This window comes from Chthonomonas sp., from assembly GCA_016788115.1.
In the GTDB taxonomy this organism is placed as follows: Bacteria; Armatimonadota; Fimbriimonadia; order Fimbriimonadales; family Fimbriimonadaceae; genus UBA2391.
This window is the reverse complement of the sequence record JAEURR010000006.1, coordinates 280,150-304,732: the sequence shown is the minus strand read 5'-3', so window position 1 is coordinate 304,732 and position 24,583 is coordinate 280,150. Positions and strand designations below refer to the sequence as shown.

General features: G+C 60.4%; 25 protein-coding genes. 5 read left to right on the top strand and 20 right to left on the bottom strand.

Features of this window, described 5'->3' with window-relative positions:
* Positions 1-3: 3 nt before the first annotated feature.
* The gene (locus tag JNM85_06595; protein MBL8087724.1) at positions 4-1,014 is read right to left on the bottom strand and encodes an aspartate-semialdehyde dehydrogenase; all 1,011 of its coding nucleotides are present in this window, start codon (positions 1,012-1,014) and stop codon (positions 4-6) included.
* Between the two features lie 81 nt (positions 1,015-1,095).
* Here JNM85_06595 and JNM85_06590 point away from each other — a divergent pair, with 81 nt between their 5' ends.
* Positions 1,096-2,025: a helix-turn-helix transcriptional regulator gene (locus JNM85_06590; protein ID MBL8087723.1), complete on the top strand. Its 930-nt coding sequence runs from the start codon at positions 1,096-1,098 to the stop codon at positions 2,023-2,025.
* On the opposite strand, the gene trpB is transcribed toward JNM85_06590, so the two are convergent.
* Genes trpB through JNM85_06575 form a run of 3 tightly spaced genes read right to left on the bottom strand, consistent with a single transcriptional unit; the run spans position 2,022 to position 6,205 of the window.
* Entirely contained in the window at positions 2,022-3,203 is a 1,182-nt protein-coding gene (gene trpB / locus JNM85_06585) for a tryptophan synthase subunit beta (GenBank protein MBL8087722.1), read from the bottom strand. The genes JNM85_06590 and trpB overlap by 4 nt on opposite strands.
* A 21-nt stretch (positions 3,204-3,224) precedes the next feature.
* Positions 3,225-5,312 carry a polyphosphate kinase 1 gene (ppk1, locus tag JNM85_06580; protein ID MBL8087721.1) on the bottom strand — a complete coding sequence of 696 codons (2,088 nt, stop codon included), beginning with the start codon at positions 5,310-5,312 and terminating at the stop codon, positions 3,225-3,227.
* Positions 5,312-6,205 carry a hypothetical protein gene (locus tag JNM85_06575; protein ID MBL8087720.1) on the bottom strand — a complete coding sequence of 298 codons (894 nt, stop codon included), beginning with the start codon at positions 6,203-6,205 and terminating at the stop codon, positions 5,312-5,314. Before JNM85_06575 ends, ppk1 begins: the two co-directional genes overlap by 1 nt.
* A gap of 46 nt (positions 6,206-6,251) precedes the next feature.
* Between JNM85_06575 and JNM85_06570 the strand changes: the two genes are divergently transcribed.
* Positions 6,252-7,100 (top strand): alpha/beta hydrolase, encoded by an 849-nt coding sequence (locus JNM85_06570; protein ID MBL8087719.1) that lies wholly within the window; start codon positions 6,252-6,254, stop codon positions 7,098-7,100.
* Here JNM85_06570 and JNM85_06565 read toward each other — a convergent pair.
* Together JNM85_06565 and JNM85_06560 are read right to left on the bottom strand one after the other, a co-directional pair.
* Positions 7,097-8,155: a homoserine O-acetyltransferase gene (locus JNM85_06565; protein ID MBL8087718.1), complete on the bottom strand. Its 1,059-nt coding sequence runs from the start codon at positions 8,153-8,155 to the stop codon at positions 7,097-7,099. The two genes, JNM85_06570 and JNM85_06565, sit on opposite strands and share 4 nt — an antisense overlap.
* A gap of 18 nt (positions 8,156-8,173) precedes the next feature.
* Complete coding sequence (locus tag JNM85_06560) at positions 8,174-8,659, bottom strand: GyrI-like domain-containing protein (protein ID MBL8087717.1); 486 nt, start codon at positions 8,657-8,659, stop codon at positions 8,174-8,176.
* Positions 8,660-8,711: 52 nt separating this feature from the next.
* Between JNM85_06560 and JNM85_06555 the strand changes: the two genes are divergently transcribed.
* Positions 8,712-9,767, top strand: coding sequence for an adenosine deaminase (locus JNM85_06555; GenBank protein ID MBL8087716.1), 1,056 nt, complete (start codon positions 8,712-8,714; stop codon positions 9,765-9,767).
* On the opposite strand, the gene JNM85_06550 is transcribed toward JNM85_06555, so the two are convergent.
* Genes JNM85_06550 through JNM85_06525 form a run of 6 tightly spaced genes read right to left on the bottom strand, consistent with a single transcriptional unit; the run spans position 9,764 to position 15,571 of the window.
* Positions 9,764-10,615, bottom strand: coding sequence for an FHA domain-containing protein (locus JNM85_06550; protein MBL8087715.1), 852 nt, complete (start codon positions 10,613-10,615; stop codon positions 9,764-9,766). The genes JNM85_06555 and JNM85_06550 overlap by 4 nt on opposite strands.
* A gap of 49 nt (positions 10,616-10,664) precedes the next feature.
* Positions 10,665-10,937 carry a DUF167 domain-containing protein gene (locus JNM85_06545; protein ID MBL8087714.1) on the bottom strand — a complete coding sequence of 91 codons (273 nt, stop codon included), beginning with the start codon at positions 10,935-10,937 and terminating at the stop codon, positions 10,665-10,667.
* A complete protein-coding gene (locus tag JNM85_06540) occupies positions 10,927-11,427 on the bottom strand; it encodes a DivIVA domain-containing protein (GenBank protein MBL8087713.1) in 501 nt (166 codons plus the stop codon). Before JNM85_06540 ends, JNM85_06545 begins: the two co-directional genes overlap by 11 nt.
* A gap of 59 nt (positions 11,428-11,486) precedes the next feature.
* The gene (locus JNM85_06535) at positions 11,487-12,083 is read right to left on the bottom strand and encodes a tetratricopeptide repeat protein (protein ID MBL8087712.1); all 597 of its coding nucleotides are present in this window, start codon (positions 12,081-12,083) and stop codon (positions 11,487-11,489) included.
* A complete protein-coding gene (gene gatB, locus JNM85_06530; GenBank protein ID MBL8087711.1) occupies positions 12,080-13,549 on the bottom strand; it encodes an Asp-tRNA(Asn)/Glu-tRNA(Gln) amidotransferase subunit GatB in 1,470 nt (489 codons plus the stop codon). Before gatB ends, JNM85_06535 begins: the two co-directional genes overlap by 4 nt.
* An 18-nt stretch (positions 13,550-13,567) precedes the next feature.
* Positions 13,568-15,571: a cation-translocating P-type ATPase gene (locus JNM85_06525; GenBank protein ID MBL8087710.1), complete on the bottom strand. Its 2,004-nt coding sequence runs from the start codon at positions 15,569-15,571 to the stop codon at positions 13,568-13,570.
* 197 nt (positions 15,572-15,768) lie between these two features.
* Between JNM85_06525 and JNM85_06520 the strand changes: the two genes are divergently transcribed.
* Both JNM85_06520 and clpX read left to right on the top strand, forming a co-directional pair.
* A complete protein-coding gene (locus JNM85_06520) occupies positions 15,769-16,362 on the top strand; it encodes an ATP-dependent Clp protease proteolytic subunit (protein ID MBL8087709.1) in 594 nt (197 codons plus the stop codon).
* Between the two features lie 17 nt (positions 16,363-16,379).
* Positions 16,380-17,693, top strand: coding sequence for an ATP-dependent Clp protease ATP-binding subunit ClpX (gene clpX / locus JNM85_06515; protein ID MBL8087708.1), 1,314 nt, complete (start codon positions 16,380-16,382; stop codon positions 17,691-17,693).
* Positions 17,694-17,754: 61 nt separating this feature from the next.
* On the opposite strand, the gene JNM85_06510 is transcribed toward clpX, so the two are convergent.
* The 8 genes from JNM85_06510 to JNM85_06475 all read right to left on the bottom strand — a co-directional run bounded on the left by JNM85_06510 (position 17,755) and on the right by JNM85_06475 (position 24,569).
* A complete protein-coding gene (locus JNM85_06510; GenBank protein MBL8087707.1) occupies positions 17,755-18,249 on the bottom strand; it encodes a YajQ family cyclic di-GMP-binding protein in 495 nt (164 codons plus the stop codon).
* 40 nt (positions 18,250-18,289) lie between these two features.
* On the bottom strand, positions 18,290-19,435 hold the full coding sequence (locus JNM85_06505) for a hypothetical protein (protein MBL8087706.1): 1,146 nt from the start codon (positions 19,433-19,435) through the stop codon (positions 18,290-18,292).
* 9 nt (positions 19,436-19,444) lie between these two features.
* Complete coding sequence (locus JNM85_06500) at positions 19,445-20,524, bottom strand: SPFH domain-containing protein (GenBank protein MBL8087705.1); 1,080 nt, start codon at positions 20,522-20,524, stop codon at positions 19,445-19,447.
* Positions 20,525-20,572: 48 nt separating this feature from the next.
* The gene (locus JNM85_06495; GenBank protein MBL8087704.1) at positions 20,573-20,935 is read right to left on the bottom strand and encodes a sulfite exporter TauE/SafE family protein; all 363 of its coding nucleotides are present in this window, start codon (positions 20,933-20,935) and stop codon (positions 20,573-20,575) included.
* A 279-nt stretch (positions 20,936-21,214) separates the two neighbouring features.
* Positions 21,215-21,871, bottom strand: a complete 657-nt coding sequence (locus JNM85_06490; GenBank protein ID MBL8087703.1) for a CoA transferase subunit B — start codon at positions 21,869-21,871, stop codon at positions 21,215-21,217.
* An 18-nt stretch (positions 21,872-21,889) separates the two neighbouring features.
* Positions 21,890-22,996 carry a metal ABC transporter permease gene (locus JNM85_06485; protein ID MBL8087702.1) on the bottom strand — a complete coding sequence of 369 codons (1,107 nt, stop codon included), beginning with the start codon at positions 22,994-22,996 and terminating at the stop codon, positions 21,890-21,892.
* On the bottom strand, positions 22,993-23,856 hold the full coding sequence (locus JNM85_06480) for a metal ABC transporter permease (GenBank protein ID MBL8087701.1): 864 nt from the start codon (positions 23,854-23,856) through the stop codon (positions 22,993-22,995). Before JNM85_06480 ends, JNM85_06485 begins: the two co-directional genes overlap by 4 nt.
* Positions 23,853-24,569 carry a metal ABC transporter ATP-binding protein gene (locus JNM85_06475; GenBank protein MBL8087700.1) on the bottom strand — a complete coding sequence of 239 codons (717 nt, stop codon included), beginning with the start codon at positions 24,567-24,569 and terminating at the stop codon, positions 23,853-23,855. The genes JNM85_06480 and JNM85_06475 overlap by 4 nt, the downstream gene beginning before the upstream one ends.
* Between the last annotated feature and the right edge of the window lie 14 nt (positions 24,570-24,583).

Below are 24,583 nucleotides of genomic sequence, written 5' to 3'. Positions count from 1 at the left end.
GTTTTAGTTTGAGAGGACGTGTTCGGCGATTTGCACGGCGTTCAGGGCCGCCCCTTTGAGTAGCTGATCACCCGCGATGAACAGCGAAACGGCGGATGGGTGGGATGCGTCGCGACGGATGCGTCCAACAAGGACATCATCCTGGCCCGAGGCTTCGCTCGGCATTGGGAAGTGGTTCGCGGCACGATCATCGACCAGGCGGACTCCGGGTGCAGCTTCGAGGGCGGCTCGCACGGCGTCTTCGCTGGGCGCGCTGTCCTCGAACTCAACGGTGACCGATTCGCTGTGCGCGCGCATGACCGGCACCCGAACGCAGGTGACGTTCATCGCGAGGTCAGGCAAGGCGAGGATCTTTCGGACCTCTTCTTTGACCTTTGCCTCCTCCTCGTTGTCTCCCTCCGCGTTGATGGCCGTGTTGTGGCTGAAGAGGTTGAAAGCGTAGATGTGCGGCATGATCCGAGGCGTCAGTGGCTTGCCTTCGAGCGCGTCGCGTGTCTGCTCGGCGAGTTCCTCCATCGCTGCTGCTCCCGCCCCGCTCGCACTTTGGTAGGTGCTGACAATGATCCGCTTGATTGTGCCCAGCTTGCGAAGCGGATGGACGGCCATAAGCAGGATCGCCGCTGTGCAGTTAGGGTTGGAGATCAGCTTGCAGCCTGCGGGGACCGCGTCCGGGTTCACTTCGGGGACTACAAGCGGGACGCTGGGATCCATCCGGAATGCGCTGGAGTTATCGATGACAAGCGCACCGCGTGAGGTCGCGGCTTCGGCGAACTCGCGGCTGCGCGTTGCCCCTGCGGAAAAGAACGCGACGTCGATGCCGTCAAATGAAGAGTCCTGAACCGCCTCGACCGTTACCGACTTACCGGCAAACTGCATGACCTTGCCAGCGCTTCGCTCGCTGGCAAGCAGACGGAGTTCGGCTATCGGCAGCCCCCGAGACTCGAAAAGCCTTAGAAACTCCTTCCCAACGGCTCCGGTTGCCCCGAGCACGGCCACGCGAACTGGCGACAGCATGCACCTATTGGTACCAGAGAGTGGTGACTTTTCGCTGGCGATATGCGAATGATTGGGGAGCTACTGCGGTAGACAAATACAATGAGACAGATGTTCGCCGAGCCGGGCTACAGGTTTTACTATCACCATTCGGTCACTGACGGCGAAATGTCTCACCGATCCGTGTTTCGCGGCGACGACCTAACACTTGTGCTCCAGTCGGCGACGCGCCGAAAACCGATGCGTTGGAGCGCGGATATCTCCTTCGATCACTTCTTCGTTCTGCTGAATCTGTCGGGCACTATGTTGGTGCGCAAATCGGGTGAGCCCGAAGCGACCATCGTACTGCCGAGGAGCCTCGTGGTGGCCTCAGGACCGGTTGTGGTCAGTGCGCTGCTGGGTCGTGGTGAGCACCGGCACCTTGTTTACAATTGGCCGTTCCAAGGGACCGAGTCGTTGCGCAAATGGTGGACCGAGGTTTCGGCCGAATCAGGCGTTGACGGAGCGGTGGGCGTGGCCTCATGCCCTACCGGCTCGTTCATCGGCGACGTCTTCGACACTTTGGTACTTAGCGCGGGCGAGAAGTCAGAGCGCAATCTGCCTAAGATCAGCGGCTCACTTGGGCTGGCGGTCGGCGAGGCGATGACAAACGCTGTGGCTTACCAACTGACTCAGGATCCCAAGAGCGAGTTTCCTGATGCCATCAGCGGTCTCATGTACGAGGTCCGGCAGCGACCGCAAGAGCCGTGGACCCTCCGCGAGGCTGCCTCGCACGCTGGCTATTCGCCTTTCCACCTCAGCCGTACGTTTAAGGCGTTTGTGGGATACGGTTTCCCCGAGTTTGTGGAGCGATGCCGTACCGAGCGAGCGATTGGGCGCGTGGTGACGGTCGGGCCCCAGATCGATGAGATTGCTGTCGAATCGGGATTTACGTCCTCGCAGGGCTTGCGTGACGCGTGCCGCGACTACCTCGGATTCTTGCCGAGTGAGATGCGGGCGTTTGGCCTGGAGCTCGTGGAAGCAGCTTCCTAAAGCGACAAGATCCGCGCGGCCGACTCCATGTCTTTGTCGCCGCGCCCACTCATGTTGACGACCACCCGGGTGCCCTCGGGCAACCATCCGGGAACGAACAGGGGTGCGAATGCATGGGCCGATTCGAATGCCGGGATCAACCCTTCCAACTCCGCTAGCTTACGAAATGCGGCGAGCGCATCCTCGTCGGTAACCGCCGAGTACGCGACGCGACCGGAATCCTTCAAGAAGGCGTGTTCTGCGCCTACGCCAGGGTAGTCGAGGCCTGCGGACACGCTGTGGGTTCCCAGGACTTGTCCGTCCTCGTCTTGCATCAGGTAGCTAAACGATCCGTGCAGCACCCCCGGCGAACCGACGCTCAGGGGGGCGGCGTGCTGGCCGGATGCGAGGCCCAGCCCACCCGCTTCGATCCCATAGAGCTTGACATCGGGGTCGTTGGCAAACCCTGCAAAGAATCCGATGGCGTTCGACCCGCCACCGACGCAGGCAATGCCCGCATCCGGTAGCCGACCATAGCGTTCGAGGTACTGGGCACGTACTTCGGTCCCGATGACCGATTGAAACTCACGCACCATGAAAGGATAGGGATGCGGACCCGCGGCTGTCCCGATGATGTAGTGGGTGTCGCCGACATTGGTGACCCAATCCCGCATCGCTTCGTTGAGGGCGTCCTTCAGGGTGCGCGTCCCGCTCGAAACGGGGTGCACCTGCGCGCCCAGCAGCTTCATGCGGAAGACATTGAGCTGCTGACGGGCGCAGTCCTCCTCGCCCATGTAGACTTCGCACTTCAGGCCAAACAGCGCGCAGACTGTGGCGGTCGCAACGCCGTGTTGCCCGGCACCGGTCTCGGCGATGATCCGCTTCTTGCCCATGCGCAGAGCGAGCAGGCACTGGCCGAGCGCATTGTTGATCTTGTGCGCCCCGGTGTGGTTCAGGTCTTCGCGCTTGATCGTAACCTGGTAGCCAGTGAGCTCGCTGAGGCGACGCGCTTCGGTAAGAGGCGTGGGCCGACCGACGTATTCACTCAGGGCTCGGTCAAACTCTGTCCGAAACGCTGGATCTGACCATGCCCGCTCGAACTCCTGGCCCAGTTCTTCAAGCGCAGGAATGAGCGTTTCGGGAACGTAACGCCCGCCATACGCGCCAAAGCGGCCGGAGGAGTCTGGTGGGGTGAGCATGTACTTATTATGCGACGAATCTCACGCGCCCGGAAACTGGATCTGGGTTAGCGGGTGGTTGATCGCGTATTGCTGGCTAGAGAATCGGTCCTTCTCCTGGCCCGCCTTGCGTCGGTGGTAGATACCTTGCGAATCCAGCTCCCATGCGTTCGTGTTGTCGTGGAACACCGGATCGAGCACTTGTTCGCGGACAAGTTGGATCAGACGGGGATCTTCGACGGGTACAAGAGCCTCGACGCGGCGATCCAGGTTGCGGCGCATCAGGTCCGCGCTGCCGATGAAAACCTCGGGGGTGCCGTGGTTGCCAAAATAGTAGACGCGACTGTGTTCAAGAAATCGCCCAACAACGCTACAAACCCGGATGTTCTCGCTTACTCCCGGTATTCCAGGTTGGAGGCAACAGATGCCGCGAACGATGAGGTCCACTTGGACTCCTGCTCCGCTGGCCTCGTAGAGGCTATCGACCACTTCCGGATCGACGAGTGCGTTCTGCTTGAAGATGATGCGCCCGCCGCCGTGCCGGCGGTGGTGGCGTGTCTCCCGCTCTATCCGGTCGATGATCCCTTCGCGCAGGTTGATCGGGGCGACGAGGAGCTTTCGGTAGGTTTGTTGTTTCGAGAAACCCGTCAAAAAGTTAAACAATTCACTGATGTCCTGAGTGATCTCGGGATCGCAGGTGAAGAGCCCGAGGTCCGTGTACACCCTTGCCGTGGCCGGATTGTAGTTGCCGGTGCCGATGTGCGCGTAAGTCATAAGCCCACCGGGCTCACGCCGCACGATCGAGCATAGCTTGGCGTGAGTTTTGAGCTCGGTGAAGCCAAACGTCACATGCACTCCGGCACGCTCCAACGCCCGTGCCCACGTTAGGTTGTTGCTCTCATCGAAGCGGGCTTTGAGCTCGACGAGCACGGCCACCTGCTTGCCAGCAGTTGCCGCGGCCATCAGCGAATCGACGATCGGGGATTTCTCGCCCACTCGATAGAGCGTCTGCTTGATCCCGACAACCAGCGGGTCCTGGGCCGCGCTGCTCACGAACTCCTCGACGGACCGGAAGCTGTCGTAAGGGTGGTGGACCAACACGTCCTTCTCGGAGATCGCATCGAAGATGTTTCGGGGCGACGAGAACTTATCGCTGGTGAACGGCGTGTGGGGTGCGTAGCGGAGGGAAGGCTTGTCGACGCTGGTGAGATCCCACAGCGAGTCCAGGGAGAGCATGTCCGGCAATTCCATCACGTCCTCCTGGTCGAGCTCAAGCAGGCGCATGAGAGTACGAATGGTCTCGCGCGGCATCGTCGGGCTGACTTGGAGCAAGACCGGGTCTCCGAAACGTCGCATGTGGATGGTTTTCTCGATGCTCGTGATGAGGTCGGCTGCCTCAAGTTCGCGAATCTCGATGTCAGCGTCGCGAAGCACTCGGAACGGGTGGGCTCCGCGGATCTGGACCCCCAAAAACAGATGCCTCAGGTTTGCTTTGATGAGGTCCTCGATGAGAACGTACTCATTGCGCCGCTTGGTGACGCGAACAAACCGGGGGACGACACTCGGGATTTTGACCCGGCCGAGCTTTGCTCCACTCGCGGGATCGTGCAGCAAAACCGCCAAGTTGAGCGATCGATTCGAGATGAACGGCACGTTGTGGGCCGGGTGGAGAAGGAGCGGGGTGCAAACTGGAAAGACCTCGCGCATGAAGTACGCGTCGAGGCTCGCGCGGTCTGCTTCGCTTAGCTCGTCCACGCGCCGAATCGTGATCCCGCTCTGCTCAAGCTGGGGCCGAAGGACATCTTGCCAATGCATCCCCGCACGACGCCGCAGGGGATGCGCCATCTCCTCGATCACTTGAAGCTGCTCGCGCGCGGTGAGACCATCGGGTGAGGTCTCCGAGATGCCAGCCGCGACCTGCTCGATTAGGCCCGAGACGCGGACCATGTAGAACTCGTCGAGGTTTGATTCGAAGATCGCAAGGAACTTAAGTCTTTCGATGAGTGGGTTACTAGCGTTCTCCGCCTCTTCAAGCACGCGCTCGTTGAACCGGAGCCACGAGAGCTCGCGATTCGTGTAGTGCTCGCCGTTGAGAGGAGCTTTCGAACGCCCGGATTTCTGTCTGCCCATTACAAACTGCCTTCGTACATCTGAAAAATGGCACCTTCACGAACGCCGTGTTCGCTGACCATCAGTTCATGTTGTCGGAAGCAATGCAGCAGAGCTCGAATAACACTCGCACCGGGAAGCAGGGTTGAGGCGCGCTTGAACTTCACACCAAACCGCGCCATGATCTGCTCCACATCGAGTCGTGCTGCCGCCCAAGCCACGTAGTCTATCTCGACTATGTTAAGGGTTCTTTCACCATCAGGGTGAAGCGCCCGAATCAGCCCGCGGGCGATGCCGCCGCTAGCCACCACACGTCGCACGGGAGGGAAGGAGGAACAGAACTCGATCTCTCGGTCGATCAGGTTGTGCATCGAGCGAATCTGGGCCGGGGCGGCTGGGCTTTCAAGGCCCGTTTCGGCGATGAGGCGTCCACTTCCCAGTGGGAGTGACAATTCGTGCTGGATGGAGCCCTGGGAGTAGTGAGCGACTTGTGCGCTGCCTCCGCCGACTTCGACCAGCAGCGCGGGGAACTCTCCCGGGCAGTCTTGGCTGACGCCGCGCACGCTGTAACGGGCTTCGACCTCACCGGAGATCAGGTCGACCTCAATGCCGACTTCCCGCCGCAGCCGGGCCATGATCTCTTCGTGATTCTCCGCGAGCCGCATGGCTTCGGTCGCGAAAACGTAAAGTCGCTCGGCGTTAGAAGTGGTCGCAAGTCGTTTGTAGCGACGAAGGGTGGCAATGAGCCGGTTGGCAAGCGGTGCGGGGATCACGCGTTCGCGGCTGACGATTTCGCCAAGCGAGAGCCAATCGCTCTCGTTCGCGATTCGGCGAATGGTCTTGCCGTCGGTGCCTGCGACCAGCAGATGGCAAGTGTTGCTCCCGATATCGGCCGCCGCGAAGATCCGCTCCATTCCCGGTGGAGTATGGCACGGCCCAACCTCGGGTAGCCTGAGACTAATGCGGAAGCTTATGTTCGGCCTCTTCGGGCTCACAGTTTCGCTTACTTGGGCCCAGACCCGCGTGACCAGCTTGACTGGAGACATCCGGGTGCACCCGGACTTCGAATCAAAGTCCCTAGGGAACAAACGCCAGGTGACGGTGTACCTGCCTCCAGGCTACGACGCATCCCCCAAGCGGCGCTACCGGGTGCTCCTGATGCACGACGGTCAGAACATCTTCGACGGCATGCGTAGCTTTATCCCAAACCAAGAATGGAGGGCCGACGAGACCGCTACCTCGCTGATCGAGGCTGGGCTGATCGAGCCGATCATCATCGTGGGTGTGGACAACGCGGGCATGGACCGCGGCAACGAGTACTTGCCGCTGGAGATCCGTGCGGGCGGTGGGCAGAAGATGGGCGGCAAGGCCGATCAGTACGCGGCGTTCCTCATCGGCGAAGTGTTGCCCTTTATCAAGAAGACCTACCGCGTTGCGCCGGGCAAAGTCGGCGTCTGCGGGTCGTCCTTTGGCGGCATCATCAGTCTCCACCTGGGGCTCGCGCACCCCGAGGTGTTTGATCGCATAGGAGTCTTCTCCCCATCGCTGTGGGTGGGTGGCGGGGCCATGACTCGAAGGGTAGCGGCGTTGCCTCGCGCGTTTGCCAGCCGGTTCTGGATCGACATGGGGACTCAAGAAGCCCCTGAGGCGGAAGCGGCCGCGAAGGGGCTCGGCCAAGCGTTTGTTGCGCGCGGTTGGAAAATGGGTGAGAACGTGACCGTCGTGATTGACAAGGGGGCGCAGCATAACGAGCGGGCGTGGGCGCAGCGGTTCCCCAGCTTTCTGATGTGGATGTACGGTCGCCGTTAGCCCAGGAACTCGGTGACCCGAGCCGCCTGAACTTGGTCGTCCAAAAGGAACGAATCGTGACCGAACGGCAGGTCGATGACCTCTAGATGGCTCTCGAGCTCGGCCGCTAGGGCCATGGCGTGGAGCTCTTCGCTTTGGCTGGGTAGATACAGCCAGTCAGAACTGAATGCGGTCCAGAGGCATCGCGCCGTGCTTCCGGCCAGCGAATCGCAGGAGTAGGTATCGATCGCACGCGTAAGCGCGATGAGGCTATTGGCATCGAATCGGCCTGTGAACTTCCTGCCCTGGTAGCGAAGGTAGCTCTCGACTTGGAAGAGCTCGGGAGCATCTGCTTGGCGTTGACGCCCAAACTTGTGCTCGAAGGAGTCCGCACTGAGGTACGAAATGTGGCCGATCATGCGTGCCACGGCGAGCCCGGCATTGGGAGCGTCATCGGGGTTGTAATGCCCGTTGTTGAACTTAGGGTCGGCAAAGATGGCCTGGCGAGCAACCTCGTTGAAGGCGATCTGCATGGCATTGTGACGGGCGCACGAGGCAGTGAGCCATACGCTCTTGGTTGCGTCGCGACGCGCCCACTCCAGCGCCTGCATACCGCCCATGCTTCCCCCGCAAACGAGCAGCGGGCAGTCGATCCCCAGCGTCTGCATAAGCCGTTGCTGGGCGGTGACCATGTCTCCGATGGTGATGGCAGGGAATTCGCCGCCGTAGGGCCTGCCCGTTGCAGGATTCATGCTGAGGGGGCCGGTCGAGCCTCGGCAACCGCCCAGTACGTTGGTGCCGATGATGAAGTAGCGATCGGGATCGAGTGCACGGCCGGTGCCTACGATGCGAGACCACCAGCTGGCGGCATCGCTATCGCCGCTGAGGGCATGGCAAACGAGGATTGCATTGTCCGCTTGGGGTGCCAGCGCTCCCCAGGTTTGGTAGACGATCTCAACCTCGTCCAGTTGGACGCCCGATTCTAGGGTAAGAGGTCCCACGGAGGCCGTCGGCAGCTGTTGCTCGATCGCCGCGTACGTCGCCTCTTCTTGAAAAAGTCTCTCGTCCAACTTCAACGGAACTAGAATTTACCCTTACTCTGGCACGATGCTGATGTAGATCTCGGTACGAAGTTCCGCCTCGGGGGTTTCGCAGATGTCGTTCAGATAGCGCTCGAAACACGCACCCGTATCCGACATCGTGCGGTTGTTCGTAGCAAACCAATGGCCAAGGTTCATCCAGGCCTGGGGAAGCCCTTCGTACGAACCGACATGCAAGACCCGCGCGTACAGGTCCTCGTCGATGAGGTAGCCATGCAATTCGCCATCTAGCGGGTTGGGATTCGTCTGAGGCATGGCGACATCGTCGCCGAGGACGAGGGCTGCATCGCTACGAAGTGCCGCGGGGTCGCCTTCCAGCGGATTATCGTGGTAGACGCCGAGCACATCGCCCTGCTTGATGTTCCGACCCTCGACCGCTTGAAAGAGCTTGGTGAAAGCTTTTCCGATCTGTGGGTACGGCCCGATATGGCGGATGGCGAAAAGCCGTAGGGGAGGCATCTTGACCAGTTCGACGTCCATCGCGAGATATTACACCGGTTGATGATGAGTTAGAATGCTGGAACGGATGGCGATGCATACCGGATCCCGGACTTACGCTGAACTCCACCTTCACTTGGGTGGTGCTGTTCTTCCGCGAATTCTCTACTCGTTCATGCAGAAGGCACGGCAAGCTCGTACGGATGCCGAACGAACCGCGCACGCCGTGGAGATCCTGCGCAAGTACCCTACTTATGAAAAGTGGGAACGGCGACTGACACGCCCAAGTGATTCGTTAACCAAATATCTAGAAGCGCACAAACTGGTCGAACCTCTGCAAGGGATTGACAGTATCGCCTACATGGTGAATCGCTTGCTGCGGGGATGTTACGTCTTCGAGCACATCGATTATCTGGAACTTCGCTACAATCCGTTCTTTCGGATCCCGAAGAAAACGCATGAGGCAGACGCACGGCAACTGATGGTCGAGGTGGTGCAGACCGTCGCGGCTGCTGCGGCTGCGACTCACCGCGAGTACCCAATTCAGTTCACCCAGATTCTGTGCATGGACTCTCGGTTGCCCAAGAGCGTGAACATGAACATCGTTGATTTGGCTGCCGAATTAAAGGGTGAGGTTGCGGCGATCGACTTGGCGGGTCCGGACGAAGCATATTTCGACAACATCGAGGATCTCACTGCTTGTCTGAAATATGCTAAGGAGACCAAAGGATTAAGGGTCACGTGCCACCTCTTCGAGACGGCGGGCGCGATGTTCCCCGACCTACTGCCCTATTGTGATCGCATCGGTCACGGGCTCCAGATCCCGTTGCGTATGCCAAAGCTACTGCCGCAGCTGGCGCGGAGGAAGCAGTGCCTAGAATTGTGCCCAACCACGTATTTTCGAACCGGAACTTTGAAGAGTTACGGAGAACTACGCACTGTTTTTCAACAATGCTTCGATGTTGGGGTCGATATTGCCATTTGCACAGACAATTCAGCGTTCCATGGGGTGCGACTGCCGCTTGAGTTTGAGCGTCTGCTTACCCACGGGGTGATCGATTTCAAGGAGATGGAGATCTGCCGGCAGAACGCGTTCAAACACGCTTTCCGCTGGCCGGGAACGATTGAGCGGCGCACGAATCTCGCCTAGGCAAGTTCCAATTTCACCACACGTTCGCCGAACCGGATTTCGTCCTCGGGCGTGATCCTCATGGGCTGATCCGCTGCGAGCCTCGCCCCGTTCAAAAACGTCCCGTTCGTGCTGCCCAGGTCCTTGAGCGTGAACTCGCCGTCGCTGACCTGAATCTCCGCATGGCGACCGCTGACGTGCGGATCAGGGATGGCAATCGAGTTCTCCGACTTACGACCGATCGTGTTCGCCCCTGGTAACAGCGGGTCGCGGCGGTCATCGGTGACGAGATAGGCGACGGTCGCATCAACCGTCGGGGCAGCGGTGAGCGCTTCGGTGCGGTTCGATAGGCCGACCGCAGTCTTGGCCGATTCGCCGGGCATGCTCACCGTCATCTCATATCCGCCGAGAGAAATCTTGTCGCCGCTCTTCAAGACGCGGTCCTCGTGGGCAGGAAGCTTCTCGTCGTTGAGTTTGGTTCCGTTGGTGGATCCTAGATCTTGTAGGGTGAGAGTCTGGCCATCCAAAGTGATTTGCGCATGTTGACGGCTGGCGCGCGAATCCTCTACGAGCACGTCGCCGGTGCGACCGATGGAGTTCGAGCCGGGGCGCAGCGGATGCTCGCGTCCTGCGGAGTCGATGAGAACTGGTAGCTGGATTGCAGGCGCGCCGAAGGCGTCGCCCTCCAGAGCCCGGTCAAAGATCAGTCCGCACTCAACGCAGAACATGACCCCCATCGGGTTGAAGGTCTTGCAAACCGGACATTGCACCGGCTTGATCGTAATCGTCGCGTTCACGGTCGGTGCCGAGCCCATGATCGTACGATTGGGGTCGCTGCTGAGCATTTGAGTGGTTTCTGCCGGGTTCATAGCGCTTCTTTAGCATAGACGCAATTCCCCATGGGAATTGCGTCCACGTCTACGATGATTCTCGGACGCGACGGGTTGCTTCTTCTGCGGTGAGCGCTCCCAGGTCGATCTTCTTGGTTCGGCTCGTCTGTCCTGAGAGGATTGCCAGGCTCGACGGTGCGATGCCGAGCCGCTTCGCGAGCAGCTTCAGAACTGCGTCGTTCGCTTCGCCATCGGTTGGCGCGGCGGTCACGTACACCTTGACCTTGCCTTCGTCGGATACGGTGATCTTGCTCTGCGCGGACCGGGATTGAACCTGAACTTGGATTGCGTTACTGGGCAACCTGTTCCTGGATCTCCAGTGTCACTGCGCCCTTGGCGATGGTCTCTTCTGCTGCGGTAAGGCTACGGAGCTGATCTTCCAGCAGGAGCCGGATCTGATTGACAATCTGAGATCGCTCTCGTTTCAGCCGATCAACCTCAAAGTTCAGACGAAAGATTGCAAGTTCCGCGTCTTTCTGGACCTCTGCAGCGTGTCCCAGAGCCTTTTCACGTATCAGATCGGCTTCGCGGTGAGCAAGAGATCGGGTCTCATCTGCGGCACGCTGCGCCATGATCAAAGCTTCCTTAAGGCTCGATTCTTGGGTGAGGAAAAGCTCGACTTGATCTTTTTGGCGAAGGTTTTCAGCGCGGCAGTCAGAAAGTTCCGACTTGAGCCGCGCAATCTCTTCGGAGCAGCGAGACAATGCAAGCTCTACCGAGTGCGGGTCAAGCCCACGAAAACGTCGCGGAAATTCCATGCGCTCAATCTCGAGCGGAGTAAGACGATCCATCCTTGGTTCCTCCTAGAGTCGCACTCCAAGGGTGGAGTGCGATTACATTATATGCAACGTTACGACGTTGGTTGTAGTTTCTTTCGAATTCGCTCCGCATTGAGCTTTGCGGCGGCGTCGCCGGGGAAGTCCTTGATGAGCTTTTCGTACACCCTCAGGCTGTCCTTCAGGTTCTCAAGCTTCTCATAGCTGCGGGCCAGGATCCGATAGTTGTTCGGGTGCGGTTTCTCGCTCAACACGGGCTCAAGCAGTTCAACGACCGATTTGTAGTCCTTCAGCCGCAGGAAGCAGAACTGAGCTTCCGCGAGTGCGCGGTCCGGCATCAACGGGTTTCCCAGGCGAAATCGACGGTAGGCGTCCCGCGCAGAGTCGAACTGGTTCATGCTTTCCAACAGCCAGCCGTAGTCGGTGGCGGCGTCGTAGTCCGCCGGGTACATGAAGGAGCGCAATCGGCACGCCTGGGCGGCGCGAGGAAAGTCGCCTTGATCGAACCAGCGGTCGGCCTGCCTGGCCACGAACTCATCGGCCCGGGCAAAGATGCGGTCCACGCGGGATACCGCCATACGGGGGGCTGTCTTCATGCTCGGGCCGCTTGGCAGCTCTTGCCCCCATGCACCGGCCACGAGCAGCATCACGCCGAGGGTTTGGATTCTCACTGCTCCTCCAGCTTACGCTTTAGGATGTCATTGACCATTGCCGCGTTGGCGCGGCCCTGACTCTCGCGCATGACCTTGCCGACGAGGAAGCCAAACGTCGTCGTCTGCCCGCCTCGGTACTTGGCGACCACATCCGCGTTGTCATCCATCGCCTTCTGACAGAGCGCGGCAATCGCGTCGGGGTCAGAAATCTGGGTTGCGCCCTTCTTTTCGACCAGTGATGACGGCATTTCTCCCGATTCAAAGGTCTCTTTGAAGACGTCCTTGGCCGTTTTGCCGCTGATGGTGCCGTTCGCAATGAGTCGTGTGAGGTCGACTAGGTGCGCGGGCGACACTTTGGTCGGCGCGTGAGCATCGTCGCCTTCGTGGACGACTTGGCCAGTCTCGTTGAGCAGCCGCGCGAAGTCCCCATTCATCCAGTTGCAAACGAGCTTCGGGTCGCCACCGACATCGACTGCCGACTCGAACCAGCGCGCCCAGTGCTTGTCCGCGACGAGCACCCCGGCGTCGTAGTTGCTGAGGCCCAAGTTGGACTGGTAGCGCTGCATCTTTGCAAGCGGGAGCTCGGGCAGGTCGGCGCGGAGCCGCTCGATCTCTTCCTCAGTGAACTGCATGGGAACGAGGTCGGGGCACTCGAAGTAGCGGTAGTCGTTCTCAGACTCCTTGGCGCGCATGCTGAAACTCGTCTCGTTCGCATCGTTCCAGCCGCGCGTCTCCTGGAGAACGGTCCCCCCACCCTCGATCACGGCGATTTGGCGACGCGTCTCGAACTGGATGCCGAGTTGCACCGAGCGGAAGCTGTTCAGATTCTTGAGCTCAGTTTTGGTTCCGAGTTTGTCCGTAGTGTCGGGCCGAACGGAGATGTTCGGCTCGCAACGCATCGATCCTTCTTCGAGCCGGCCATCGCACACATCTAGATACAGGAGGATGTTGCGGAGCTGGGTCATGTACTCTTTCGCTTCGTCGCCGGTATGGATGTCGGGCGGGAAATCGGTAACCACCTCCATGAGGGGGACGCCAGCGCGGTTGTAGTCCACACCGCTGCCGCCGCTCGGCAGGTGCATGAGTTTGCCGGTGTCTTCTTCCAGATGGACTCTTCGGATGCGAATGCGCTTGGTGCCGCCGTCTTCACCGGGGATGTCCAAGTAACCGTGGTAACCCAACGGATTGAACTCGCCGTACTGGCTGACCTGGTACCCCTTCGGAAGGTCCGGATAGAAATAGTTCTTGCGGTGGAAGACCGAACGCAGCGGCACGCTGCAGTTCAAGGCTAAGGCCGTGCGGATCACGAACTCGATCGCGCGTCGATTGGGGACTGGAAGTGCACCTGGAAGGCCCAGACAGACCGGGCAGACGCGCGTATTGGGCTCTCCGCCAAAGGCCACCACGCAGCGGCAGAACATCTTGGATCGGGTCAGAAGCTCTGCGTGAACCTCCATGCCCACGCTCGTGATGTAGTTCGCCATCGGTGCGCGAGTTTACCTTTAGGAGCGTAGCGGGGCAGGACCCCGCAGCAGTCGAAGACCGTTCAAGATGACCAGCACGGTCGAACCTTCGTGACCAATCACGGCGAGCGGCAATGGCATCTCCTTGGAAAGCGTACTCAGGTACGGGATGGCGGGCCAGACGAAAGACAGCACCGACAGAAACACGATCATGCCGCCTGCGAAGACCAGGTTCCAGCGGATAATGCGGTTGGCCATCGAACCGAGGCGGATGAGTTCGGGGATTCGCTCAATGCGATCTTGGACCAAGACCACGTCGGCCGCGTTCATCGCAACATCGCTGCCCAGGCCACCCATGGCGACCCCGATCTGGGCTGTGGCGAGTGCCGGCGCGTCGTTCACGCCATCGCCGATCATCATGACTTCGCGCTTCTGCTGGGTCCACTGCTGGACGTTGGTGGCTTTGTCGGCGGGGGTCATCGATGCCGAGAATCGTTCAATACCGACCTGCGAAGCGACGGCCGCCGCAGTCATGGCGTTGTCTCCGGTGAGCATCACCACATCGCGGATGCCCGATTCTCGCAAGTCGGAAACGAACTTGGCGGCCGTGGGCCGAGGCGTGTCTTGCATGCCAAACGCGGTCCAACCCCCATCGCATTCCATGAGGACAGCCGTAAGGCCCCGGCCCTGCATTTCGGTCACGTGATCGCGAAATGCGGTCGGGAGGTTGTCCGCTTCGCCTTCGAAGAACTTCTGCTGGCCGATGCGCACTTGGACGCCTTCGACTTCCGCGACAATGCCCATGCCAGCGACGGCCACGTGGGTGGTTGCGACCGGGGGCTCGATCGCCTGATTCCGCGCCGCCACGACGATCGCCTGGGCGATGGGGTGGGTGGAGAAAATCTCGGCGGAAGCGGCTCGCCGGAGCGATTCGCGGGCTAGCTCGTTTATGTCGTCTCCAGCGTGCCAGCACCGAATGCCCATACATGTCGGGCAGTCGGGTCCGCAGCCGCCGCCCACTGCGGCAGGGACTCTGGCGCAGGAGCTGGTTGCCGCGCGTTCGCCTACGCAGACTTCGACCAATTGCGGCTTTCCTTCGGTGAGGGTGCCGGTTTTGTCGAGAGCGACCATGTCCACCATTCCTGCCCGTTCGATGAACTCGCCGCCCCGGACGAGGATTCCGCGACGTGCGGCAAAGGCGAGCGCACTGAGCGTTGACGCGGGAGTGGAGATCACGAGTGCGCACGGGCTGAGCGCGACCAGCAAGATCAGCGCAGAGTACAGGGCCGAGGTGAACGGGACGCCGAATGCGAGTCGGGCGACCAACGCCAGCGCGAAGAGGACGAGCACGAAAATCGTGTACCGCTTGCCGAACCACTGACTCACCCGTTCGCCGCTCGCTTTGTTCTCTTGGGCATCGGCGACGAGCGCCACGATCCGCTCAAGAGTGCTGTCGCCGGGCGCGGCCGTGACTTGCAGTACCAGCATCGAGTCGAGATTCTGAGTGCCCGCCAAGATCGGCTCGCCGGTCGAGCGCTCCACTGGCTTCGATTCGCCCGTCATCGCGCTCTCATCGAGCGTCGCATTCACAGTTAGCAGAGTCCCGTCTGCGGGGACCTGCTGAAAGGCGAGTACTCGGACCTGATCGCCAACGACCAGCCGCTCGGCCGGGATCGTTTCATCTCCGTCTGCGGTAACCCGGATCGCGGACTCAGGCTTGAGCCGCATGAGCGCCTCGATGGCATTCTTGGTCTTGGCCATCGTCATGTGCTCCAGGGTTGCGCTGAGGCTAAAGAGGAAGAGTAGCGCCGCTCCGTCCGAGGCGTGACCGATCGCGACGGCCGCGAAAGCCGCCAGGATCATCAGGAGGTGGACGTCGATGTCTCGCTTGCGGATCGACTCCCACGCGTCGATCGTGGCGAAGTATCCGCCAGCGGCGACGCTCACGTAGTGCATCCACCCGAGACCAGGGAAGAAACCGACCACCAGCGCGAGGCCGCAGATCGCAGTGAGAACAGACTCGGGATCACGGAGCCAGCGCATTTGAATTCATTGTACTTCGAGTGAGCTCGGGGGCAGAGTTCCACGCGGACCGGAAAAGGTGCGCAAAAAGTCGGTCTGCCACCTGCGCGGAGAAGGGACAGACGCCGATCTTCATAAGACATGAGCGCCGGGCAATACGCTTTCGAGCTATTCTTTAGGCACAACGGCAACGAAGTTGGCGTCAGATCAAGGAGGAAATGACAACTATGGGTGTTCCTTACGTAATCGAGCAAACCGCGCGCGGCGAGCGCAGCTATGACATTTGGTCACGTCTACTGAAGGACCGGATCGTGTTCTTGGGTACGGAGGTCGATGACTACGTTGCGAACTTGTTGGTCGCCCAGCTCCTGTTCCTTGAGAAAGAGGATCCCGAAGCGGACATCCACTTCTACATCAACAGCCCGGGTGGTTCGGTCTCGGCCGGACTCGCGATTTACGACGCGATGCAGATTATCAAGCCCGCAGTCGCGACGTACTGTATCGGCCAAGCTGCCTCGATGGGTGCAGTGCTGCTCGCAGGTGGAACCAAAGGCAAGCGGTATTGCTTGGAAAATGGTCGCGTGATGATCCACCAGGTGAGCGGTGGCGCGCGTGGCACGGTTGCGGATATGAACGTGGCCTTGCGCGAAGCGAACCGTTATATGGACATTTTGATGCAGATTCTTTCAAAGGCCTCGGGAAAGACCGAAGAGCAAGTGCGCAAGGACTGTGATCGAGACCACTTTATGTCGGCTGACGAAGCCAAGGAATACGGAATCGTCGATAAAGTTCTGAAGGCTGGCGAACGATAATTGGGTTAGGATAGTTTATGGCGCGGACTACAGAAAAACGTGAACAGTGCTGCTTGTGCGGCAAAAGTAAAGATCAGGTGAAGAAGCTGATCGTTGGGCTGCACGGGGCGGTCTGTTCGGACTGCATCGATCTCTGCAACGATATCTTGATGCACGAGACGGGCATGCCAGCACCGGTCCGCGAACCCGCCGGTGGTTCGGTCCCGGCGCGGGCGGTCAGCCAAGATGCCCCGGTCGAGTTCGAGGTTCCCAAGCCCCGCCAGATCGTGGAGCATCTGAACTCGTACGTCATTGGCCAGACTTCGGCCAAGCGAGCCCTTGCGGTGGCGGTTTACAACCACTACAAGCGGGTGAGCGAACTCGACAACTCGGATTCCGATGTTGAACTGCAGAAGTCAAACATCTTGCTGGTGGGACCGACCGGCTCGGGCAAGACGCTTCTGGCGCAGACCTTGGCGCGGGTGTTGCACGTACCCTTCGCCATCGCAGATGCCACGGCGTTGACGGAAGCTGGATACGTTGGCGAGGACGTTGAGAACATCCTTCTCAAGCTGTACCAGTCAGCCGACTCCATGGATCCGAAACGAGCCAAGGAACTCTGCGAGCGCGGCATCATCTATGTCGACGAAATCGACAAGATTTCGCGCAAGAGCGACAACCCGAGCATCACGCGTGACGTGAGTGGCGAAGGTGTTCAGCAGGCGCTCCTCAAGATTCTCGAAGGCACGGTGGCTAACGTTCCGCCGCAGGGTGGACGCAAGCACCCGCAGCAAGAGTACATTCAGATCGATACGCGCAACATTCTGTTCGTGTGTGGTGGCGCTTTCGAAGGCATCGAAGATATTATCCGACGCCGCATGAAGCACTCAGTGATGGGCTTCCACGCCGAGCCGGGTAACAAGAAGGAAGATGAGCATGCCCTTTTGAGCAAGCTGCTTCCTGAGGACCTACTCAAGTTCGGCCTGATCCCCGAGTTCGTTGGCCGCTTGCCGGTCGTGACGACGCTCGATCCTCTGGACGAGGCCGCCCTGATCCAGATCCTCACCGAACCGAAGAACTCGCTCATCCGCCAGTACGCTCGATTCTTCGAGATGGACGGCGTGACGCTGGACATCCAACCGGACGCCCTGAGGGAGATAGCTCTGGAGGCGCTGAAGCGCAAGACCGGTGCCCGTGCCCTACGCGCGATCATCGAGTCGGTCATGCTTGACGTGATGTTCGATGTACCTTCGACCGAAGACGTCAAGAAGGTGGTGGTCCCGGCGGGAGCGATTTCGGGTGAGACCAAGCCGATTTTGATGACCGAAGAAATGGTGAAGCGCGCAAGCTAACGCCGCCCTACGGTGAGATCAAAACATGTGGCTTGAGCCGTTTGGCTCAAGCCACATTTGTTTAGCGGTAGTTCTCGAAGTTGACGACGAATTCGAGCTCTAGTCCCTTGATGAAGTTGATCGCCTTTTGCAGGTCGTCCTTGCTCTTCCCGCTGACGCGAACCTGCTCGCCCTGAATCTGGGCGTTGACCTTGATGCCAGAGTCCTTGATCTGCTTGATGAGTCCCTTGGCTTGGTCCTGCGCGATGCCGTTCTTGAATGAAACTCCTTGCTTTACGGTCAGTCCGCTGGCTGGCTCTTCCTTGCCGTACTCGACCATGCGGCCGTCAATGCCGCGCTTGACGAGCTTGCTGAAGAGGATGTCCCGCACTTGCTTGAGCTTGCCTTCGTCGCCGCCGAGAAGGGTGATCTTGTCCTTTTCAAACTCGATTTCCGAATTTGTGCCTTTCAGGTCGAATCGGTGCATCAGCTCCTTTTGCGCTTGGTCGACGGCGTTGCGAACCTCTTGGGGATCGACCTTACTCACGACGTCGAACGAGAATTCTGTGGATGCCATTCGGCTATTTTGACATGTGCGCCACCTGCCGGACTGGGGGCTAGCGAATCGGATAGTCGGGCACGTAGTCGGTCTGGACACTCGAGCTCTGAGAGCGTCGCTGAGACTCCTGGTAGGCATAGAAGATGCCGCCCGCGACGCTCAGGCCAAGAATGACGGCTAGGAGAACCTTCCAGAAGCTGACGGGTGCTTCACCGCGCACGTCGCCCGTCCGACCATTGATAAGCACCCGGAACGGCTTGCCACGGTAGCGATAGGCCCCGGTCCAGATCGGGAGCAGCAGGAGCTTGAATGTATTGTCGAAGTACTGGGTGTTCTTCGTCAGGATCATTTGCTCATCGCCGCCGATGTCGTAGCGAATGGCGCTGTCGATCCCAGGCTGCATTCGGTCGCGGCCAATCTGGAGTCCTTGGGACAAGTCGAGTTCGTACCGCATGGTCTGGAAGCCCACGAGGTACTGAGGATTGTAGGGGACGACCGCGGGGAGATCCCAGTCCGAGAACCCCTCGGCATAGCGCGATGGGACGGCGGAGCTCGCCTGAACCGTCACATCGTCGAAAGGAACGTGGACCGTGCCTGCGGCGGGGTACCAACGGGTGCGTCGCTCCTGGCGCGTCCGAGTGACCGGACGGCCGTTTTCGACTGCTGTATACGTGACGGTGACCCAATAGTGTTCGCCGCGCTGGCCGGTGTAGTCGGTGATGGTGCGGCTATCGAAAGTCCAGAAGGGAACATAGATCCCCTTCAGGCTGCCCTCCTTGAGGGCCATGCGCTTGAGATCGCGGGGTGCCCAGAATCGCGAGCCGAGCCACTCGCCCATGGCGAACCGCGCCCTCGCGCCGGTGATGACGAAGGGGAGCACGCCGTTCGGTGGAATGCGCTCCTCATTGTTGATGGGGACGACAACGTGCGAGCCACAGAACGGGCAGGTCTGAGTCTCTTGGTCCGGGGGGAGCGTGAACTCGGCCGCGCACGAGTTGCAGTGCACGACTTTGCCCTGCTCTAGCTCCCAGTTGAGGTGTGCTCGATCGAGGAATTGGTCGAGAGCGAGTTCCTCAACAACCGTTGTCGGGACCGCGATCGCGCTCCGGTGCCCGCAGTAAGGACACACCAAGTCCGTCGCGCCGGGCGCAAACTCAAGTTGCGCCCCGCACTGCTCACACGGATAGTGGGCTACTTGGCTCACAGAGACGTGTTACTGACCCGGGACCGGTGGCGGCACCGAACTGAACAGCGAGGAAAGTGCCTCGACCTTTGAGGCAGGCTGCCAGTCCGCCATTCCTGCGCGCCAAACGAGCGTGTCCGCCGTGAGCGAACCACCCACCATGGTCTGCAGGGTCTGCATGTTGTAGGGGCCGCTTGATGCGCCGTTGACGACGACGTGGAATTCGAGAGCAGGAGGAGCCGCCACGGGCGCGGGCGGTTGTGCTCCGGTTGTCATCATCTGGCCCATGACTTGGCCGATCCCCATGCCGACGCCCGCCGCGCCCAATCCTCCCGGATTTTCGGCGGCCTTTTCGATCGCGTTCGCGGCTTGGAACTGCGTGTAGTTCTGTAAGTTCCCGACGACACCCATGCTCGAGCGCTTGTCGATGGCCTCTTCGACTTCCGGCGGGAGCGAGACGTTTTCGATGCGGAAGTTGACCAGCTCGATGCCGATCGCTTCGATGTCCTTGGCGATGGTGGCGAGGATCTGGTCACCCAGCTCGGAGTAGCGAGCCGACAGATCGATCACGGGAATCCCGGCCTGGGCCGTGGCCTCAGCAAACCGGCTGACGATCTGATTGCGCAAGTGCTCGGTGACTTCGTCGGTCGTAAACTGCCAATCGGTCCCGGCGATTTCCTGTAGGAACTTGGCAGGGTCAGTGACGCGCATGGCATAGGTGCCAAAGGCGCGGACGCGGACGACTCCAAGCTCGGCGTCGCGCATCATCACGGGATTCATTGTGCCCCACTTGAGGTCGGTGTACCGCTTGGTGTTCACGAAGTACACCTCGGCCTTGAACGGCGAGTTGAAACCGAACTTCCAGCTCTTGAGCGTGGTCAAGATTGGAAGGTTCTCGGTCTTGAGCTCGAACCGGCCTGGGCCGAACACGTCGGCAATCTGGCCCTCGTTCACGAACACTGCGGCCTGACTCTCGCGGACGGTCAACTGGGCGCCGTACTTGATCTCATTGCCCTGCCGCTCGAACCGGTACACCATCGTGTCCTGGGTGTCATCGAGCCATTCGATGATGTCAACAAATTCGCCTCGTATCTTGTCAAAAATTCCCATGTCAGTGGACCTCTGCGAACCAGTATACGGCTCGCGGGGGCAGGGGTTTCACGACACGCGAAAAATGAACCATAAGCCCAACGCGATCATGAAAACGCCGAACGCGCGGCTGAGCGACTGCTGGCTGGCCGCGAGCGCGATCTTTGAGCCGAAGAACGCTCCACCGAGGTACCCCGCGCCAATCAGCGCACCGAACTTGAGGTCCGCGTTGCCCGATCGGTAGTAGTTCATCACGGCAAAGATGCCGACGGGCATTAGCAACGCGGCGAGCGAAGTCCCTTGCGCCTTTTGCTGGCTGAATTTGAATGCGAGAACCAGCGCCGGAACGATCAGGATGCCCCCGCCGATGCCGAAGACGCCGCTACTGAGGCCAGCGATCAGCCCAAGCACGATGCACAAGACAAATTCCATTCGCCATGTTTACCCCTACAAGAAAAAGGCCCCCCACGGTGAGGGGCCCTTTGAAGTTGCTCTCTTTCTGGTTTGAAGGTTCAGTGCCGTCAATCTTCCCAATGGGATGCTGCTTGCATGGAACCCGACCCGCGGGCTTCGGCTCGCATATTCGATGCGCCGAGGGCGAGGACGGTGAGCAAGAGCGCGACTGCAAGTCGGAGATTGTTCGGCATAGCACTCACTTCATGAGCACATGCCGTGCCAATACGCGCAGTTTCTGCGCGTTTCTCGTAACGGTTACAGGGCGAGGGTGTGAAGCGTCGGCGAAACTGCGAACGACGCCGCGGTCTTTGACTGAACTTCTTCCAAGCTCACATCTGGAGCGAGTTGGATGAGTGTCATGACGCCATCGGTGATCTCGAACACGGCCAAGTCCGTGATGACCAACTGGACGCAAGCCTTGCCTGTGAGTGGGAGCGTGCACTTGGGCAAAACTTTGGATTCGCCGGCCTTGTTCGTGTGCTCCATGACGACAACCACGCGCCGGACGCCTGCAACGAGGTCCATCGCGCCGCCCATGCCTTTCACCATCTTGCCGGGGATCATCCAGTTTGCGAGGTCACCCTCTTGGCTGACCTCCATCGCCCCCAAGATGCTGAGGTCGATGTGGCCGCCCCGTATCATGGCAAACGAGTCCGCAGAACTGAAGTAGCTGGTGCCCGGAATCTCGGTGACTGTCTGCTTGCCCGCGTTGATCAGGTCCGGGTCTTCTTCTCCTTCGTAGGGGAACGGTCCGAGGCCGAGCATGCCGTTCTCGGATTGCAGCACGACGTCCATACCCTCGGGGATGTAGTTCGCTACGAGCGTCGGAATCCCGATGCCCAAGTTGACATAGAACCCATCGCGGAGCTCTTGCGCTGCGCGTTGTGCCAGTTGATCCCGGTTGAGCGGCATGTGCGAATGGTATCCGATTTAGCGCGCGAGCGTGGTCTCGACGAGCGCGTGCCCCGCCTCAGTGAGTTGGAGTTGGCCGTCGCGGCTCAGTACGTAGCCCGCCCGTTCGGAGCGGCGCACGATACTTGCCGCTCTGCTGGGGGACCAACCGAGTTCGCGCTCCAGGTGCCAGATGGAGTTTTCCGTGTCGCGGTCGGCGGTTGCCTCGTGGGTGGCGAGGTGGACCGCCAGCATCTCTACGGCGAATTGGAGGCGCTGCTGCCGCTGGCGGGCCAGTTGGCTCAGGATCCCCTTGCGCGGGGCGCCGAGCAGTGCGGTGAAGAACATGGCTCCGAGAGTGGTCGCAATCATGCCGCTGATGCTTACGTCCCACATGGCGGCCAGAACATAACCGAGCACTCCTCCCAGCGCCCCAATGAGCCCCGAGAGGCCGATCAGAATCGGCAAGCGCTCGGTCAGCAGAGAAGCGGTCACCGGCGGCACGATGATGAGAGCCACCGACAGGACCGCCCCGACCGCGCTAAATGCGCCCACCGTGGTGATTGCGACGCTGGTCATGAGGAGCATGTGTAGGGCCGCTGGCGCGAACCCTAAGCACGCGGCAAGCCCGGCATCGAACGTGGAGAGCTTGAACTCCTTATAGAAAGCGGTCAGGAACACGGCGTTGAACACGAACAGGGAACTGAGCACCCACAGCGAGAGCGGCCCCAGGTCGTGTCCTCCCCAGCGGAACCGGTCGAAGGGTGCCATGGCGATCTCGCCGTAGAGCACGGCATCGGTGTCGATGTGGACGTTCGCAAAGAACTTGGAGACGACGAGCACACCGAGCGCGAACATCGTCGGGAAGACGAGCCCGATCGCGGTGTCTTCACGTACCCGGCGAGACTTGGCAAGCACCTCGACGAGCCAGACGGTGGCAAGCCCGGCCGCAGTCGCGCCTAGGAATCCGACCCAGAGATTGGGTCCGTGCGCGAGAACGTACCCCGCAACGAGTCCTGGCAAAATTGCGTGGCTGATGGCATCGGCCATCATCGCCATTCGTCGGAGCACGAGGAACACTCCCGCGAGCGAACACGCCGCTCCTGCCATCAGCGCGACGGCGGCAATCTGTTGGCCGCTCGTCATGCGATCACCTTCTGCGGCTTGCGCCGGGCCGATCCGGCGACCAAGCTGACGATCACAAAGACGGCGAGGACGAGCACGATCGCGGGTCCGGTAGGGACTCCGCTGAGCTGGACGCTCAGAATCGCGCCCGTGGTCCCCGAGACTGCGCCGATGATGGCGGCCAGCAGCACCATGGTGCTCAGAGAGTTCGTCCACTGTCGCGCCGCGGCGGCCGGTGCTACAAGCATCGCTGACATGAGGATGACGCCAACCGTGTTCAGGCCGATGACGATGGCGACCACAAGTAGCCCGGTGAGCACGTTACCGACCGCATGGGTCGGGAGGCCGAGGGAGCGTGCAAAGTCGGGGTCAAAGGCGAGCACCTTGAACTCTTTGAAGAGGGCGAGCACGATCGCGAGCGCCAGGCTGCCCAGCACGGCCATGGTGACGACTTGGCTCGTGACGAGGGCCGCTGCTTGCCCGAATAGGAACTTGTCAAGTCCGGCTTGCTCCGCATCGCTCCGCTTCTGGATGACGGTGAGCAGCACGACACCGAACCCGAAGAAGGTCGTGAGAATGATGCCCAGGGCGGAACCGCTGTCAACCCGCGTACGCCGGATCGTCTGGATGATCATCCACATCCCAAGCCACCCCGTGAACGCTGCCCCGAGCATCAGGGTGAGTGGAGCTTTGGAGCCGGTGAGCATGTAGGCGATGCAGACCCCGGGGAGCGCGGCGTGGCTGAGGGCGTCGCCCATGAGACCCTGGCGGCGTAGGACTGCGAAGGAACCCAGCACGCCACTGACGATGCCCAGGATGGCCGAACCAAGCGCAACATTGCGCAGGGTGTAGTCATTTAGCAGGGCGTCGAAGAGCGTCATCGATTTAGCATGGCCATCGATCCGCCGTAGGTTTTGTGAAGATTCTCCGGTGTGAAGGTGGACTCAACCGGTCCCTGAGCGATGGCGCGGACATTGAGTAGGATGACTCGCTCGAACCGCTCCCGGACGGTATCCAGATCGTGATGCACCACGACGACGGTTTTCTGTTGGGACCGCATCTGCTCCAGAAGCCGAAGCAAAGTCTCTTCGGTGGTGGCATCGATCCCCGCAAACGGCTCATCCATGAAAGTAAGCCGCGCGTCCTGCGCAAGTGCTCGGGCGAGGAAGACCCGCTGCTGCTGACCGCCCGAGAGCTGGCTGATCTGTCGGCGGGCGAAGTCCGCCATGCCGACCTGCTCCAAGCATGCGAGCGCTTGTTCGCGGTGCGATTTCTTGGGGCGGCGGAGCCACCCGAGTTGGCCGTACATGCCCATGAGGACTACATCGAGGGAGTCGGTGGGGAAGTCCCAATCGACCGATCCGCGCTGGGGAACGTAACCGACTTGCTTGCGGACTTGATTGTAGTTCTGTCCAAAAATGCGCACACTTCCTGCCGCTATTGGCACCAAACCGAGCACCGCTTTGAGGAGGCTCGATTTGCCTGCACCGTTTGGTCCAACGATGGCAGTGAGGCTACCGGTGGGGATATCCAGGTCGATGTCCCACAGCACCGGGCGCGCGCCGTAGGTGACGGTCAGGTCGCGGACGATCAGCGCGGCGTCGGTCG